16 protein-coding genes are annotated in these 17,596 nt (G+C 40.6%); 15 read left to right on the forward strand and 1 reads right to left on the reverse strand.

Going from position 1 to position 17,596, the window contains the following annotated elements; genetic code table 11:
* Nucleotides 1-5 precede the first annotated feature (5 nt).
* From gcvT to KW850_RS08760, 13 genes are all read left to right on the forward strand, one after another.
* Nucleotides 6-1,118, forward strand: coding sequence for a glycine cleavage system aminomethyltransferase GcvT (gcvT, locus tag KW850_RS08700; RefSeq protein ID WP_218347169.1), 1,113 nt, complete (start codon nucleotides 6-8; stop codon nucleotides 1,116-1,118).
* A 124-nt stretch (nucleotides 1,119-1,242) separates the two neighbouring features.
* Nucleotides 1,243-1,638 carry a glycine cleavage system protein GcvH gene (gcvH, locus tag KW850_RS08705; protein ID WP_218347170.1) on the forward strand — a complete coding sequence of 132 codons (396 nt, stop codon included), beginning with the start codon at nucleotides 1,243-1,245 and terminating at the stop codon, nucleotides 1,636-1,638.
* 1 nt (nucleotide 1,639) lies between these two features.
* Entirely contained in the window at nucleotides 1,640-2,992 is a 1,353-nt protein-coding gene (gene gcvPA / locus KW850_RS08710; RefSeq protein WP_218347171.1) for an aminomethyl-transferring glycine dehydrogenase subunit GcvPA, read from the forward strand.
* Nucleotides 2,985-4,469 carry an aminomethyl-transferring glycine dehydrogenase subunit GcvPB gene (gene gcvPB / locus KW850_RS08715; protein ID WP_218347172.1) on the forward strand — a complete coding sequence of 495 codons (1,485 nt, stop codon included), beginning with the start codon at nucleotides 2,985-2,987 and terminating at the stop codon, nucleotides 4,467-4,469. The genes gcvPA and gcvPB overlap by 8 nt, the downstream gene beginning before the upstream one ends.
* A gap of 117 nt (nucleotides 4,470-4,586) precedes the next feature.
* Nucleotides 4,587-5,465 (forward strand): lipoyl synthase, encoded by an 879-nt coding sequence (gene lipA, locus KW850_RS08720; protein WP_218347173.1) that lies wholly within the window; start codon nucleotides 4,587-4,589, stop codon nucleotides 5,463-5,465.
* Nucleotides 5,466-5,494: 29 nt separating this feature from the next.
* Nucleotides 5,495-5,797 (forward strand): iron-sulfur cluster biosynthesis family protein, encoded by a 303-nt coding sequence (locus KW850_RS08725; protein WP_218347174.1) that lies wholly within the window; start codon nucleotides 5,495-5,497, stop codon nucleotides 5,795-5,797.
* 123 nt (nucleotides 5,798-5,920) lie between these two features.
* A complete protein-coding gene (gene lpdA, locus KW850_RS08730; RefSeq protein ID WP_218347175.1) occupies nucleotides 5,921-7,321 on the forward strand; it encodes a dihydrolipoyl dehydrogenase in 1,401 nt (466 codons plus the stop codon).
* Nucleotides 7,322-7,360: 39 nt separating this feature from the next.
* Nucleotides 7,361-8,230 carry a formyltetrahydrofolate deformylase gene (gene purU / locus KW850_RS08735; RefSeq protein ID WP_218347176.1) on the forward strand — a complete coding sequence of 290 codons (870 nt, stop codon included), beginning with the start codon at nucleotides 7,361-7,363 and terminating at the stop codon, nucleotides 8,228-8,230.
* A 148-nt stretch (nucleotides 8,231-8,378) separates the two neighbouring features.
* Nucleotides 8,379-8,546, forward strand: coding sequence for a hypothetical protein (locus tag KW850_RS08740; protein ID WP_218347177.1), 168 nt, complete (start codon nucleotides 8,379-8,381; stop codon nucleotides 8,544-8,546).
* A 343-nt stretch (nucleotides 8,547-8,889) separates the two neighbouring features.
* Nucleotides 8,890-9,309, forward strand: coding sequence for an RrF2 family transcriptional regulator (locus KW850_RS08745; RefSeq protein WP_218347178.1), 420 nt, complete (start codon nucleotides 8,890-8,892; stop codon nucleotides 9,307-9,309).
* 125 nt (nucleotides 9,310-9,434) lie between these two features.
* Nucleotides 9,435-9,821 (forward strand): IDEAL domain-containing protein, encoded by a 387-nt coding sequence (locus tag KW850_RS08750; protein WP_256358152.1) that lies wholly within the window; start codon nucleotides 9,435-9,437, stop codon nucleotides 9,819-9,821.
* A gap of 72 nt (nucleotides 9,822-9,893) precedes the next feature.
* A complete protein-coding gene (gene trxA / locus KW850_RS08755) occupies nucleotides 9,894-10,208 on the forward strand; it encodes a thioredoxin (protein WP_026567646.1) in 315 nt (104 codons plus the stop codon).
* Between the two features lie 106 nt (nucleotides 10,209-10,314).
* Nucleotides 10,315-11,439 (forward strand): NADH-dependent flavin oxidoreductase, encoded by a 1,125-nt coding sequence (locus tag KW850_RS08760; protein ID WP_218347180.1) that lies wholly within the window; start codon nucleotides 10,315-10,317, stop codon nucleotides 11,437-11,439.
* Nucleotides 11,440-11,976: 537 nt separating this feature from the next.
* Here the strand turns inward: KW850_RS08760 and KW850_RS08765 are convergent.
* The gene (locus tag KW850_RS08765; RefSeq protein WP_218347181.1) at nucleotides 11,977-12,231 is read right to left on the reverse strand and encodes an ATP-binding protein; all 255 of its coding nucleotides are present in this window, start codon (nucleotides 12,229-12,231) and stop codon (nucleotides 11,977-11,979) included.
* A gap of 309 nt (nucleotides 12,232-12,540) precedes the next feature.
* On the opposite strand from KW850_RS08765, the gene KW850_RS08770 reads away from it, so the two are divergent.
* Both KW850_RS08770 and KW850_RS08775 read left to right on the forward strand, forming a co-directional pair.
* Nucleotides 12,541-13,623, forward strand: a complete 1,083-nt coding sequence (locus KW850_RS08770) for a HupE/UreJ family protein (protein ID WP_218347182.1) — start codon at nucleotides 12,541-12,543, stop codon at nucleotides 13,621-13,623.
* 185 nt (nucleotides 13,624-13,808) lie between these two features.
* Nucleotides 13,809-17,450 (forward strand): outer membrane protein assembly factor BamB family protein, encoded by a 3,642-nt coding sequence (locus tag KW850_RS08775; protein WP_218347183.1) that lies wholly within the window; start codon nucleotides 13,809-13,811, stop codon nucleotides 17,448-17,450.
* Nucleotides 17,451-17,596: the final 146 nt, after the last annotated feature.

The raw sequence follows: 17,596 nt of genomic DNA on the forward strand, positions 1-17,596 counted from the left end.
TATAAATGGGGATCGAAACAGCATTAAAGCAAACACCACTTTTTGAAGTTTATGGAAAGTTTGGTGCGAAGGTCATTGATTTTGGAGGCTGGGCACTGCCAGTCCAGTTTTCCAGTATTTTAGATGAGCATGAGGTGGTTCGTACAAAAGCAGGACTTTTTGATGTTTCTCATATGGGGGAAGTGCTTGTAGTAGGGAAAGATGCAGAGAGTTACATCAACTATCTTGTCACTAACGATGTAACAAAGCTTAGCATCAATCAAGCACAGTATACCGCAATGTGCTATCCAGACGGCGGAACAGTCGATGATTTATTAGTGTACAAATTAGATTATGAAAAATATTTACTCGTCATTAATGCCGCAAACATTGAGAAAGATTTCGAATGGATGAAGCAGCATGTAAAAGGAGATGTGATGCTCCAAAATATATCGAAGTCAATGGCTCAGCTGGCCATCCAAGGGCCAAAGGCTGAAGGTATTTTACAAAAGTTAACGGAAACAGATTTATCAGAAATTGGCTCATTTAAATTTGTTCAACATGTCAACCTGGACGGGATTACAGATGTGATCGTATCTCGTACAGGTTATACAGGAGAAGATGGTTTTGAGCTTTATTTAGCCGCTGCACAAGTTGAAGCACTTTGGGTAAAGCTTTTAGAAGTAGGAAGTGATGATGGCTTAAAGCCATGTGGACTTGGTGCACGTGACACGCTTCGTCTAGAAGCACGACTTGCACTCTATGGTCAAGAGCTATTAAGTGATATAAGTCCCCTTGAAGCTGGAATCGGCTTTGCTGTAAAAACGAAAAAAGAAAGTGATTTTATCGGTAAATCCGCACTATTAGCACAAAAAGAAGCAGGATTAAAACGAAAATTAGTAGGAATTGAGGTAACAGGACGGGGGATTCCGCGCCACGGTTACCAAGTAGTTTCAGATGGTGGAGAGGAAATTGGTGTTGTTACATCGGGAACTCAATCCCCATCTTTAAAGAAAAGCATAGGCCTTGCACTAATTGCAGCAGAACATGCAGAAGTGGGGACACCATTAAAAGTGGTAATCCGCAATAAGCAGATTGATGCCGTTGTCGTTAAAACACCGTTCTATAAAAAGGGTTAATAGAGTGATAGAGTTCTATGGTTAACCCGCATGGATGAGATAGGCATTACGACTGTTACACAAACTTACTTTATATAAAGACTGATAATCAAACTTGAATTTACAATCGGAAGGAAGAGAAACAATGACTAAAGCGACAGCAACTTTACTATATAGCGAAGAACATGAGTGGGTATTACAATTAGACGGAAATCGAGTACGAATTGGAATCTCTGATTATGCACAAAAGCAATTAGGAGATATCGTCTTCGTTGAAACCCCAGAAGTGGATGATGAAGTAACAGCGAATGAATCAATGGGGACCATCGAATCAGTAAAAGCTGTATCTGAACTTTACTCTCCTGTATCAGGGACGGTTGTTACTGTAAACGAGGAGTTAGGAGATGCCCCTGAGACTATTAATGAACATCCATTTGAAGCAGGTTGGTTAGTAGAAGTGGAAATGTCAAATCCAGAAGAATTGGAATCACTTTTAAATGAAGATGCGTACCAAGCATTTATTAATGAAGGAGAGGAATAAAATGACTTCCACTTATCGATACCTCCCTGATACGAAACAAGATCAAGAGGAAATGCTCGCTTTTTTAAATATTTCTTCGATAGATGAGTTATTTGAAGATATTCCAGCTGAAATTCAACTAAACGGTGAGCTACCTATTCCAGAGGCAGTGCCAGAGCCTCTCCTTTTGAAAAAAATGAATAAACTTGCTTCCAAAAATAAAAATGCTAATCATTACCCAACCTTTCTTGGTGCAGGAACCTATGATCACTATATTCCAAGTGTGGTAAATCATATGATTTCACGGTCAGAATTTTACACAGCCTATACACCATACCAACCGGAAATCAGCCAAGGTGAATTACAGGCGATTTTTGAATTCCAAACCATGGTTTGTGAGTTGACAGGAATGGATGTCGCCAATTCTTCGATGTACGATGGCTTTACCTCTCTTGCTGAAGCTGCATCACTTGCTGTTGCATCAACACGACGTTCCAAAGTACTTGTGTCAAAGGCAGTTCATCCTGAATCACGTGCCATCTTAAATACGGTAGCAGATGGCCAAGGCTATATAGTTGAAGACGTCAATCTTACTGATGATGAGACAAGCTTAGTGAAGCTGCAAGGACAAATTGATAAAAACACTGCTGCTGTTATTGTTCAATATCCAAATTTTTTCGGATCCATTGAGGATTTAGCAGAAATTAAGAATATCGCGGATACAAAAGGAGCGCTTTTAATTGTAAGCGCCAATCCATTGGCACTGGCACTCTTGCAGGCTCCTGGTAAACTTGGAGCAGACATTGTGATCGGGGATATGCAGCCATTAGGAATCCCGATGTCCTTCGGCGGCCCACACTGTGGTTATTTTTCGGTAAGTAAGAAATTCATGCGAAAAATCCCAGGAAGAATTGTTGGGCAAACGACAGATGAAAAAGGCCAGCGAGGTTTTGTATTAACCCTGCAAGCACGTGAGCAACATATTCGCCGTGATAAAGCTTCATCCAATATTTGTTCAAACCAAGCATTAAATGCACTTGCCTCTGCGGTTTGTATGAGTGCCCTTGGAAAGCAAGGAATTCGTCATATGGCCCAATTAAACTTTGAAAAAGCCGATTATATGGCAAAATCTCTCGATAAAAAAGGCTTTACTATTATGAATAAAGCGCCATTCTTTAATGAATTCGCTGTCAAGCTTCCTCGTCCGGTAAAGGAAGTCAATGCCAAACTTCTTGAGGCAGGTATCATCGGTGGGTTTGATTTAGGAACGGATTACGGCTTAGAAAATCAAATGCTACTAGCAGTTACAGAGCAGCGGACAAAAGAAGAGATTGACCAATTTATCGAGGTATTGGAGGCAGTTGTAAATGGTTGAATATAATGATCTAATTTTTGAAATCAGTCGTCAAGGACGTGTGGGATCAAGCCTTCCGGAAAGTGATGTTAATCCTGTTGATCTAAATGATAAACTTCCCAAGCACTTGATTCGTGACCTACCAGCAGAACTCCCGGAAGTATCAGAGTTGCAGCTTGTTCGCCATTACACAGCGCTTTCGAATAAAAACCATGGAATCGATAATGGCTTCTATCCACTTGGTTCTTGTACGATGAAGTACAATCCGAAAATTAATGAAGATGTAGCACGTTTGGAAGGGTTTAGCCGCATTCATCCATACCAGCCAACTGAAACAGTACAAGGCGCACTAGAGGTTTTATATGAATTACAGGAAGAGTTAGCTGTCATCACAGGAATGGATGCAGTGACTTTACAGCCTTCAGCAGGTGCTCAAGGAGAATGGACCGGGTTAATGATGGTCAAAGCCTACCATAAGCAAAAAGGAGAGGCGAGAACCAAAGTCCTTGTTCCAGACTCCGCGCACGGAACAAACCCTGCAAGTGCATCGGTTGCCGGTTTTGAAACCATAACGATTCCATCCAATGAGCATGGGTTAGTCGACTTAGAAGAATTAAAGAAGCATGTAGATGATCATACAGCCGCACTGATGCTAACAAATCCGAATACGCTCGGCCTATTTGAAAAAGAAATCGTAGAAATTGCTAAGGTTGTTCATGAAGCAGGCGGCTTACTATACTATGATGGAGCCAATGCTAATGCCATCTTAGGGAAAACAACACCAGGCCAAATGGGCTTTGACATCGTGCATTTAAATCTTCATAAAACATTTACAACACCACATGGCGGGGGCGGTCCAGGTGCAGGTCCTGTCGGTGTGAAAGAGAAATTGATTCCGTTTTTACCAGTGCCGCGAGTCGAGAAAGTAAATGAAGTATATATGCTAGACTCTAACCAACCGCACTCTATCGGTCGAGTGAAAGGATATTATGGAAACTTCGGTATTCTTTTACGTGCTTACACCTATATTCGTACAATGGGACCTGAGGGGTTACGTCAAGTATCGGAAAGTGCCGTACTTCATGCGAATTATCTGCGCAAAAAACTCGAACCATATTTTGATGCACCGTATTCGCAAATTTGTAAGCATGAATTTGTGTTATCTGGATCAAGACAGAAAAAGCTGGGTGTAAGAACACTCGATATGGCCAAACGTTTGCTTGATTTTGGTTATCATCCACCTACCATTTACTTCCCGCTAAATGTAGATGAATGTTTGATGATTGAACCAACAGAAACAGAGTCAAAAGAAACACTAGATGCTTTTGCGGATGTAATGATTCAAATTGCAAAAGAAGTGGAAGAAAATCCAGGTGTCGTATTAGATGCACCACATACTACGGTAATTGGCCGATTGGATGAAGTCCAGGCTGCGAGACAACCAATCTTGCGATACACAAAAGATACAGTGGTAAAAAGAGAAACCGTCACGTCTTAAAAAAATGTTTAACCATGAACCACTGGGAGTGAGGAATAAGAGAAAAAGAATTTTCTCACGATGTCATTCTCGGTGGTTTGAAATAAACCTGACTGTTTATAGGGGTGAAAGATCGATATGTCTATGGACTATGTTCGCAAACCAGAATGGCTAAAAATAAAATTGAATACGAATGAAGAATATACTGGCTTAAAAAAAATGATGCGTGAAAAAAAGCTACATACGGTCTGCGAAGAAGCGAAATGCCCAAACATTCATGAATGCTGGGCTGTACGTAAAACTGCAACCTTTATGATTTTAGGAAGTATATGCACGCGTGCCTGCCGATTCTGTGCGGTTCAAACAGGGCTGCCGACAGAACTTGATTGGGATGAGCCAGAGCGTGTTGCGGAGTCAGTGGAAAAAATGGGACTAAAGCATGTCGTGATTACTGCTGTTGCTCGTGATGATTTAAAAGATGGTGGAGCTCGGGTTTTTGCAGAAACAGTACGGGCAGTAAGACGCCACAGTCCTTTTTGCAGCATTGAAGTCCTCCCGTCCGATATGAAGGGTGAATATGACAACTTAAAAACATTAATGGATGCCGGGCCAGACATTTTAAATCACAATATTGAGACAGTGAAACGTTTGTCACCAAAAATTCGTGCCCGGGCAACATACGAACGTTCCCTTGAGTTTTTAAGACGCGCAAAAGAAATGAATGCTACTATTCCAACAAAATCAAGCATTATGATTGGTCTAGGAGAAACAAAAGAAGAAATTATCGAAACGATGGACGATCTTCGTGCTAACAATGTAGATATTATGACAATCGGTCAATATTTGCAGCCAACTAAACATCATTTAAAAGTCCAAAAATATTGGAGTCCACAAGAGTTTGAAGAACTAAAGATCATTGCTATGTCAAAAGGCTTTAGTCACTGCGAAGCCGGTCCGCTCGTTCGCTCCTCTTATCACGCTGATGAACAGGTTAATGCAGCAAAAGCGAATGCGTAATCAATTAAAATAAGGGGAGAGGTTCAACTATGATAAAAATGACAAAAGAAGCCATGAACAAGTTAAAGGAAATGGTAGTCAATGGAGACCAGACTCCCCGGATTGACGCCGAAGTTGCTGGCGGATGTGGGATGACTGTTAAGTTTTCAATTGTATTTGATGAACCACGACGAAACGATTTTATTATTGATACGGATGGGATTCAGATTCGGATGGATCGTTTTACAAAACGCTATATTAATGAAGAAACAGAAATCGATTATAGTGATGAACAAGGTTTTCTAGTTGGAGAGAGTTTTGCCTCTAGTGAATGTGCAATTGACATAGTTTAATAGGTACATGGTTTATGTGAAATACTGAATGGTGTTTTTGAGCTGTTTTATGATGCTATTAAACTATTTAACTAAGTTTTCCTATAGATATGATTACATATTTTTATATGAGGAGAATCGAAGATGACAAAAGAATATGATGTTGTTATTATCGGCGGTGGAACAGGCGGATACGTTGCGGCCATTCGTGCTTCACAATTAGGGTTAAAAGCAGCGGTAATTGAAAAAGGAAAAATCGGTGGAACATGCCTTCATGCTGGTTGTATCCCTAGTAAGGCTTTATTAAGAAGCGCAGAAGTGTACGCTCAAACAAAAAATGTAGAGAAGTTTGGTGTCATTGCCCCAGAGGTTGGACTTGATTTCTCAAAAGTACAGGCTCGAAAAGAAGAAATTACGGAACGGTTATTTAAAGGTGTCCAACATTTAATGAAAAAAGGAAAGATCGATGTTTATGAAGGGAAAGGAAGCATCTTGCCGTCTAAAGATGTACTAGTGGAATTGAACAATCAGGAAGAGGAAATCCTCTTAAACCCCCGGAATATTTTGATTGCAACGGGCTCTCGTCCAAGAACACTCCATGGCCTAGAAGTAGATGAAAAGTATGTGATGACATCCGATGAAGCCTTGAAAATGGAGGCGCTTCCAAACTCTATTATCATTGTTGGGGGCGGAGTGATTGGAATCGAATGGGCATCGATGCTCGTGGACTTCGGATTACAAGTAACAGTACTTGAATATGCCGATCGTATATTGCCAACAGAAGATCAAGAGGTATCAAAGGAAATCCAGCGTTTAATGAAGAAAAAAGGTGTGAAAATCGTCACTAGTGCAAAGGTGCTGCCTGAGACACTTGAAAAAGGTGAGGGTGTTTCGATAAAGGCGGAGCATAAAGGAAAAGAAACGCCATTTTCTGCTGATAAACTTTTAGTATCCGTAGGACGATTACCAAATACGGAAGCCATTGGGCTTGAAAATACTACCATTGATCTGGATCGTGATTTTATTAAAACCAATGAGTTTTATCAAACGAATGAATCAAACATTTACGCCATTGGTGATGTGATTGGCGGCTTGCAGCTTGCCCATGTTGCTTCACATGAAGGAATGATCGCCATTGAACATATGGCAGGGGAAAATCCAGCCCCACTTGATTCGACGCTTGTTTCAAAATGTGTATACAGCAGCCCAGAAGTAGCAAGTGTTGGACTCACAGAAGAAGAAGCAAAGGGCAAAGGATATCAAGTGAAAACTGGTAAATTTTCATTCCGTGCGATTGGAAAGGCTTTGGTTTTTGGTGAATCGGATGGTTTTGTCAAACTGGTTGTTGAAGAAGGATCTAATAAGCTGTTAGGAGCCCATCTGGTAGGTCCGCATGTAACGGATATGATTACAGAAGTAGGCCTCGCTCGTGTATTAAACGCAACCGCCATGGATATTGCTCATACGATCCATCCCCACCCGACATTGGCTGAAGCAATTGGTGAAGCCGCACTTGCCGTAGATGGAAAAGCAATTCATGGCTAATACAACATATATTTTAACCCTAAGGATGGTGGAAGAGTAATGATCATAAAGGTAAAGCATAACCGTGCAAAATTATTAATTTCTTGTCCAGAAAGGCCAGGGATTATCTCGACTGTAACGAATTTTTTATTAGAACACAAAGCAAATATTGTCCATTTTGACCAACATACTACTGATCCACAAGCAGGTATATTCTTTATGCGGATCGAGTTTGATTTGGAAGAATTTAATTCTACATATGAAAAACTTGAAAAAGATCTACATGATTTGGCGCAGGATTATGCGTTGGATTGGCAGTTGAGCAGTAATGAAAGAAGAAAGCGAATGGCCATCTTTGTTTCCAAAGCGGACCACTGTCTCAGCGAGCTTATTTGGCGGTGGAAATCTAATGAAATTCCTGTGGATATCCCTATGGTGATCAGTAATCATGCCGATTTAAAAGAATTAGTTGAGGGTTATGGAATCCCTTTTTATCATATCCCACTGTCTCAAGAAACGAAAGGAGATGCCGAACAGAAAGCATTAGAACTGTTGAAAGGGAAAGTAGATTTTATTGTTCTGGCCAGGTATATGCAAATTCTTTCTCCTAATTTCATTTCGCATTATCCTAAACAAATCATTAACATCCATCACTCTTTCTTACCAGCTTTTGTTGGGGCAAATCCTTATGTAAGAGCGTTTAACAGAGGAGTAAAGTTAATAGGAGCAACTGCACATTATGTAACAAATGATCTTGATGAAGGACCAATTATTGAACAAGATGTACAGCGTATTAATCATCGCTATACAGTAGCGGATTTAAAGACTGCGGGACGTCATGTGGAAAAAAGAGTTCTCGCCGAAGCCGTTTCCTGGCATGTTGAAGATAAAGTACTTGTTCATGGTAATAAAACGATTGTATTTGCATGAGTTGATTTCATAAGGTAGGTGCCTTTGTTTAAATGATCATTTGTTTTCGGATGATAGAGGCCCAAAAAAAGGTCAAAAGATCAGGAAGATGGGATATCAGGGGATTATCGAGAAACACATGTAGACGAAGATCATAGGAGATGGGCTAATGGCAGGAAATGAACATGTATTGGACTTTATTCATATCCTTTTAGCTATTCTTTGGATATGGATGTTTCTTCAAAATAAACGAAAGCGTACGTTAAACTACATACATATCACGCTGCTGCTTTTTGCCGTGGGTATATTACTTAATTCATTAGTGAAGTGGTCATAAAGGCGTACCTTCCATATGTTAGGGTAGTTTCAAATTTGCAAATGCTCAAATTTAAGAGTGTTAGGTAAATCCTTGGATTTGGATATGCCTAGCACTTTTCTATGATGTTCTATTTAAACTAAATAATTTGTTTTATTGCTCCTGAATTGCAGGAGATTTATTTTGTTTTTTGATATGTAATTTATATTGTTACCTAAAGCAAAGAATTCTTTAGTGGATTAATATTTGTTAAAAATCAATTATAGGCTATAGTGGAATTATTTAATATTGAGTTATTTTTTGTTGACTTTATAAACTGTAAATATTAAAATTACATTAATCTTCTTGAGGAGGAAGCATCAAAGTGAATAGTGATTTTACGATAGCCGTCCATAGTTTAGTCTATTTAGCTTATTTACCAGATCATATGGCAAGCAGTGAGTCAATCGCTACCAATGTTTGTACAAATGCGGCAAGGATTCGCAAAATCATGAGCTGTTTGCGCAATCATGGATTTGTTAAGACAAAAGAAGGTATTGGCGGTGGCTATATTCTCGACTGTAACTCTCAAGAGGTATCATTGGCAGATATTTATCGTACAGTTTCACGCGGAAGCCTAAAACCAAACTGGTGCACAGGTGATCCGGAGCAAAAATGTGTTATATCATCAAATACCCAGGTGGTTATGGATCAGATTTTCAATGATGCTGAATTGTATTTTGAAAAATATTTAGAGAATATTACGCTTAGTACTGTTTTAGAAAAAATTAAACATTGTCCATGATTTAGTTTTTTCTTTTAATTATACTGTATATTATTTTAATACAGTATGAAGCGATATAGATGATATACTTTTTTTAAAAACCAAACTGTAACTTTTTTTATAACATTTAAGGGGTGTAGATGACAATGGCCGATAAATATCGATTTGAAAATGGGGATTGGGTTCAGGGTAGGTCCAGAGATGGAGAATTGATCCACGGGTATATAGAAACCGTAGACACTCACAAAGGAATGCTGCAAGTAAAAGTGGTCGATAGTGACAATGAAAAAGCGATTGGAAAATCGATTTGGATTGTAAATAAACGGGCTGAAAAGCTGCCCGAGACAACTGGTAGAAATGAAAGTGAGCTTTTAGCTTTAATAGATTTGGCTTTACTATTTAAGGATGAGCAGTGGTTTAAGGAATTATCGGCGAAATTAGTATCTATAAAAAAAATTCAAGAAGTGCCTATCAAGAAATCTGAATTTCTAATCAGTGGAAACAGAATGAGGAATTTTGATATAAAAAGATAATTTTCATATATTTGTCAGAGTTAACAACTAAGTTTTTTTAAAATAAAAAAATTATATTGGAGGAAAAGAATAATGGCAATTTCACACGTAACAGATCAAACTTTTGCTGCAGAAATGAAAGAGGGATTGGTGTTAGTGGATTTTTGGGCTCCATGGTGCGGGCCTTGTAAAATGATTGCACCTGTGTTGGAGGAAATCGATTTTGAAATTGGTGATAAAGTTGGGATTCTTAAACTTAATGTAGATGAGAACCCAGAAACAACAAAATCATTTGGTGTCATGAGCATTCCAACGTTGATTCTTTTCAAAGACGGTGTTGAAGTAGATAAGGTTATCGGCTTCCAACCAAAAGAAGCTTTGACAGAATTAATTTTAAAGCACTCTTAATACTGAAAGAATTAGCTTTGAACGAAACCGTAAACGATTGGATGAAGTCGTAGAATGGGCAAAGTTGCCTGTATTATCTAAATGAAAAAGGTGGAGGAGTAAAGACATGATGAATTTAAAATATGCACCATTATTTAAATCATTTACGATAGGAAAGGGGATTCAATTAAAAAATCGCATTGTCATGGCACCGATGACAAATTTCTCATCAAATCCTGACGGGACCGTCTCAGATGCGGAAGTCAAGTATTATGAACGACGTTCCAATGGCGTTGGGATGGTCATTACAGCATGTACCTATGTGACAATGAATGGTAAAGGATTTCATGGTGAATTTGGTGGCGACCGTGATGAGTTGATACCAAGTTTGCGTCGTCTAGCATCAGCGATTAAAGAGAAGGGTGCGAAAGCGATTTTGCAAATCTTCCATGGCGGCCGCCAGGTTCCGTCTGAATTAGTGGATGGTGATGTGGTAAGTGCTAGTGCAATTCCTTCAGAAGGTGAAGGAAAACCCGTTCCTCGAGCTTTAACTGAAACAGAAATCGAATCTATTATTCGTGATTTTGGAGAAACAACTCGACGAGCAATTGAAGCAGGTTATGACGGAGTTGAAATACATGGTGCGAATGGATACCTGATTCAGCAATTCTTTTCCCCTCATTCTAATCGTCGTGAAGACCGCTGGGGTGGCACTCTTGAAAAACGTCTAACTTTTCCTTTAGCGGTTGTTGATGAAGTAAAGAGAGTGGTTGCTGAATATGGGAAAGAGTCTTTCCTAGTTGGATATCGTTTTTCCCCTGAGGAACCCGAAACACCAGGAATCACGATGGCAGACACATTAGCACTAATAGATGCACTTGCAGAAAAAGACCTTGATTATCTCCATGTTTCATTGCTGGATTTCAGGTCAACACCTAAACGAGGAGTTGAGGATACACGTTCACGTATTGAAATCATTCAAGAGCGTGTAGGTGACCGTGTTCCAGTAATTGGTGTCGGTTCGATTTATTCAGCTGACGATGCCTTAAAAGCCTTAGAAACAGGAGTCCCATTAATCGCACTGGGACGTGAACTGATTATTGATCCCGAGTGGGTGCAAAAAGTGGAACAAGGTAGAGAATCTGAAATTGTCACCAAAATAAACAAGAATCATCAGCACGTGCTGGAAGTACCAGATCCCCTATGGCAGGCAATTATTCATTCGCCTGGATGGTTTCCGGGAGTAGAATAGATTAGTTGATTTTTTACAGGACAAAAATACTGTGTACAGGTACGTTATAGTACTGTAATCGTATTAATAAAACTATATAAAAAATAGTCAACTAGAAATTTATAATGTACCCGTTATAAAGAATAGTTTAAAAAGGTTTTGCCACTTGTGGTCCCTTGGCAAAACGGACGTGGATGGATCTAGCTCAGCTTATTTGACGAGGTTGAACTTATATACTGACTGATCGGGAAGAAATTATTAATTAATTTACTATGTGTCAGCACCTTTATTAAGGGTTGCTGGCACTTTATTTACTCCACATGGACAGTTCTCCTGCAAGTTTCCTGGCCGCATTCTCTTTTTCCTCCAAGATCTTCTTTAATTCCACATTTCCGCCGTGAATCGTCTTTGTATACGAGGTGAAACGGCTACTGTATTAGCAAACGTCACAGCCTGTAGGAGTTCCATCAACTATCCTACCTGCAAAAGTAAGCGATTTGAAGTAAAGAAAACAGAAATACTCAAATGCATCTATTAATTTTTTCTTTTGATTCCTTCTTATTGGGAGACAAAAAACAAAAATGGCACAAGGATTTTTCTTGTGTCATTTTTTACCTTTTTTATGTTAAGTAAAGTAACTACAAATGTAGTTATATTATTTTCACTGATAACATGAGTCCGACACTTGTACAATTCGACAAATCTTTGGCCAACAGCTAAGCCCAATCCAGTGCCAACATAATCTTTTTGTACAGCTTTTGCACGATAAGAATATTCAAAGATTTTATCAATTTCATCCTCTGGTATTTCCACTCCTCTATTTCATGTTTTACTCCATCACTTCCGTAATCTGCGACAACTTTTCCTACTAACAACGACTTCTTATACCTTTATTAGAACGTTCTAATTGGTTTCTTACCTTTTTTTATACAAAATGTTAAGTTTTGTAAGCAAATCTATCTAATTGTATTTACCATTAATTAATAATAAATTCATATTCAATTTAAACTCTATTTACTATACATCATTATATTTATATACAGAAGAACTTGTAGCAAGAAATTTATCTGTTATAACACAAATGAAAAGTTAAAATTACTAGTTTAAAGGGGTGAGAAAATTTTGGGAAAAATAGTAACTTGGTTCGTTATTTTATCATGCTTTATTTCGTTTATGCTTCCACCAATTAATGTGTCAGCCCACACAGATAATAGTGAAGGCTATTCGAAGATAACAATGGTAGGGGAGAAGCTGCAAGTGGAGCTGCACATTGATTTTTTCGAACTGGGAAGGTTAATTGATTTAGGTGTCAAACCTGGTGCACCTACAGAACAGCTGAATACGGCATTAGAATATCATCGTGATGCTGTGACTTCATATCTTTCGTCCCATTTCGAGGTATTCACGGATGGAGCGAAAGCAGAAGGCAAAGTAATTTCCACAGACATTAAACGGAGAGTAGGCCGGGATTATGCCAAAATGGTACTTGAATATCCAGCACCAACCTCTAAATCTTCAGTTCAAATACATTATAGTATCTTCTTTGACGATAATGATTCAATGCATCGAAATATCACTACATACGACCTTGAAAACAAAAAAGGTCAATTTGTTTTCCAAGCCGGTGAACGAGAGCTTAACATCGGAAAGGAAACTGTTTTCGGGCAATTTATCCGGTTTGTTCAACTTGGTTTTCACCATATCATGATTGGCTATGACCATATCCTTTTTGTCATGGCTTTATTGTTAGGAACACGCCGTATCTCTGATGTAATAAAGGTGATTTCCGTATTCACAATAGCTCATACTATTACACTCGGCTTAACAGCTTTGAAGTTGCTTAATATTCCTGCCGAGATCGTTGAACCGCTCATTGCGTTAAGCATAGCGTTTGTTGCTGTAGAAAATTATTTTGGATTTTCTGCTAAATATCGGTTCGCTGTCGTCTTTGGATTTGGGCTAATTCATGGGGTCGGATTTGCCGGTGCCCTGCAGCTGTCAAACGATGTAACTTGGCGATCAATTTTGTCCATCTTTTCATTCAACATCGGTGTAGAAGTGGGACAAGCCTTAATCATCCTTCTTCTGTTTCCAATTCTTTTTTATATCCGGCGGTTCAATTGGTCCACTGTCTTCCGTGGAGCCGCAACCGCAGGGATTTTTGGAATGGGATTAATTTGGTACTTCCAACGGTTCCTCGTCTAATTCGAAACCTAAATGCTTAAAATTTACGGACACAAAGGACCACTGAATGTGACCAGGGCAACTGATTTTTATGGTCAAAATGAACCGTCTTTTGTCTAGGGACTTAATTTTTATTAAGGAGGTGGTGAAGCCTTATTTACGCTCCAATATTCCAGAAAATCTAAAACAATTAGGAGGAAAAATTCTTGAAGTCTTTAGAAGGCAAAGGGAGAACCATTAAACAAAAACTCAAACCTGTGGCAGCGGCTGCGATGTGCGGGATGGCTCTAGCTGCTGTGGTAAAACCAGTTGTAGCAGATAATCCTACTGCCACGATTAAGGGGTCGGTTTTCACTGACAAAAACGGGAATGGAACTCGTGACGGGAATGAAGAGGGGATTCCTCATGTGTCTGTATCGGACGGTAAAAATATTACCGTCACAGATAGTCAGGGAAATTATACTCTAACAATCGATACAGACAGGCGTAAGGAAGATATCGTTTTTGTATCGGTTCCAAACGGATACACCGTACCGACTGACAAAAACAAAACACCGCAGTTTTACCAGCAGTTGGGAAATGTTCAGGCAGGGGAAACAAAGGAACAAAACTTTGGTCTTTTACATACGCCAAAGAGCAATAATCCGAACTTTAGCTTTGTCAATATTGCCGATGTACATGTTCAAGACGGTACAGCCAACAACCGTGAGCGCTTCACAGACCAGTTAGCGCAAATTAATCAATCAACAGGAAATCCGGCCTTCATTGCCGTTAGTGGAGATTTAACCAACCGAGCAGACGATACGGAATTCAAGGATTATCAAGCAAGTACGGCTACATCTTCCCTTCCAGTCTACCCGGCAGTTGGAAACCATGATTTTGCCCCGGGTTCGGACTATAAGACGAGAATTGATAAGTACCGCAATTATCTCGGACCGGAGTGGTATTCCTTTGATTATGGCAATCGGCACTTCGTAACATTAGAAAACACTCTAGGTTTCAATGAATCCGACCAGTTTGAGTGGTTAAAGCAGGATCTCGCTCAGAATGCGATCAACAAGGAAGTAGTTGTATTTGTTCATAAACCTATGAATACTCCGGAAACCCCGTCACCGGATAACACGAAAAAATTTATTGAACTACTTAGTCAATATAATACACGCTTGGTGATGGTGGGACATACGCATGTTAACGATGTAGCACAGGATACAATTCCAGGCGCTGACCATGTGACCACGGTTTCCAGTGCTTACACAATTGACCAGATGCCAAACGGGTTCCGAATGGTTACGTTCCAGGGTGGCAAGCAGGAAGAGAAATATAAAATGTATGACGTTAAGCAAAGTGCGGCAATCGTTCATCCAGCAGCCGGCAGCGAGGTTCCAAAAGGTAAAGTGGACATATTGGTAAATGCCTACAACACTACTAGTAATGTCACGAAGGTTCAATACCGAGTGGATGGCGGTTCTTGGAAAAACCTTAAACAAAGCAGCGGAATGGCTTGGTATGACCAGTGGGATGCTGAGAAAGCAACTAAAGGTCAGCATGCCATCGAAGTTATGGTAACGGATGATGCAGGAAAGGTTTGGGTAAAAAACAACACATTTAGTGTTGTGGATAATGATAAACGGATTGCACCGAAAAAAGGGACCGACTGGCCGATGTTCCACGGCAATGCCCAGCATACCGGAGGGGCAAAGGATACACTCGATGCGGGTCTAAGTCTTGGCTGGACATACCGAACCGCAGGAACAATACTTACCTCCTCCCCAGCCATTTCCAATGGAATGGTTTATATTGGCACACGTGATGAAAATGGCACTGACCAACATGCCATCCATGCGGTTGACCTTGAGACAGGTAACAAGCGCTGGGAAGTGAAGGCAGATGCCCAGGTCCAAGCCTCACCTGCAGTTGCCGATGGGATCGTCTATGCATCTTCCATTCGCGGTACCCTTTATGCGATGAATGCTCAAACGGGAGAGATCATTTGGGAAAAGACTGTTGGGAAAGATGAAGTACAAAGAGCATGGATGTACTATTCTCCAACCGTAAAGGATGGAGTTGTCTACCAGGCGTACAGCACAGGCAGTGGCGGTGCAATGATGGCGCTTGATGCCCACACTGGTGCAGAAATATGGAATGCTCCTTTAGCAGGCGGCTGGATCGTTGAATCCACACCTGTTGTTCAGGACGGCAAGGTTTATGTAGGAGCAGATGGAGGCTGGTTGATCTCTTTTGACGCTTCCACTGGTAAAGAATTGTGGAGGAAAAAACCGGCCGGCGGATGGATGCACTCCATGCCTTCTATCGCTGATGGAAGGTTATATATGGGTTATGGAGGTGGATTGCTGGTTGCACTTGATGCTGCTACTGGAAAAGAGCTTTGGCGTTACAAGAGCCAAGATTCAACCTATATTTACGGTGGTGCAACAGGTTCCTCTCCTGCGGTAGCGAATGGAGTCGTTTATATGGGATTCCCGGATGGAAACGTTGCTTCCTTCGATGCATCCACCGGAACAAAGAAATGGAGTTATCGAACGAAGGCCGGAATTATTTCCTCTGCAGCAGTCAGCGGAGAAACAGTTTTTATCGGCTCGAACGACGGAAATCTTTATGCATTCGACAGCTTAACTGGACAACCTCTATGGCAGCATGAAATTGGAGCATGGGTTGCTTCTTCACCGGCCATTTCTGGAAATACGCTAGTGGTTGGAGCACTTGATGGGAACCTATATGCTTTCACTCCTGGGGGCAGGGCTGCCCAGCGCTGGCCGCGACTATCCGGACAAGTGACAAATAAATTAACAGGCAAACCAATAGGAGGCGCTACTGTTATTGCAACAGACAGTGAGGGGAACCGTCAAGTTTCCACGGTAAATGCTGAGGGGCAATACCTTCTAGGAGTACATCCGGGTAACTATACGCTGACAGCCAAATTTAGAGGCTACCAAAGCGGTACGGCTGTTTCGGTGGAAGTTGCGAACGGAGAAAACCGGACGGTTGCTTTGCAATTAAGTGGAATCACAGAACCCATCGCAGGAATATCTCAGGAAGCACCGGACTTTAATTCAGGCAGCCCGCGAATGGATGCAACAACTGGTAAAACTTTTCACTATGTCATGAATAACCGAATCCAAGCAACGATTTCCTCCCAAATCGCTGCGAACAACTTGCCAGGTACATTCCAGCCAGGATGGCTTGGGGACATTGCCTTGCTTGATAACAATGCAATGGAGACGCTCGATTGGAGTGAATGGATTCTCTCTCCGATAATGAACGATACAAAACGTCCATGGAACCGCGAGGGAGAATGGTTATCGCTTCCGAATATAGAAGCGGTCGGTGATGCCATCCATGCCACCGGACAAGCACAAATTGATCCGTCAATCAAAACTTCGGTTACTTATCGTGCACTTCCGAATGCGCCGGTGGTCAAGTTTACACTAGAATTGGAGAATACCGGAGTGAAAGACTTTAAAGGGTATTTCCAATACCTGCTTGACCCCGACAGCCCAGATGACACGGCCATAGTTCCAGGAATCGCGAAAGTGAATCCAGGCTTCATGACCACCGGATGGACTGGGAACTACATCTATGACGGTCCTAAAACCGCTATTTCCAGCCCAGCCCATGGGATTGCTTGGGTAAAAGACAAACCTGCTGGATTAAGTTCTTTCGGTTATATTTTTGGTGCCTCATTTGATGCCAGTGTGAAAGTCGGAGAAAAACGCACGATTAGCTGGTACCATATTACTGACTACCCTGCGGACGGAAGCAATCCAGAAGCTAATATCGCTCAGTGGGCATCCCAGCTGAGTACCCTAGACACAGATGAAGCAAACTAATCTTGGTCTTGAATGAATGAGCAAGAATTAAAAGATAAATGGAAAGAATGGGTGGTACCTGGCACGACTAGAGTATTGTAGAATTGTATGGAAACGCACGTTCTTATTCAATTAAAAATATTCTTCGTACTTTTTTATAAGTTGCC

It is taken from the genome of Bacillus sp. sid0103, from assembly GCF_019219025.1.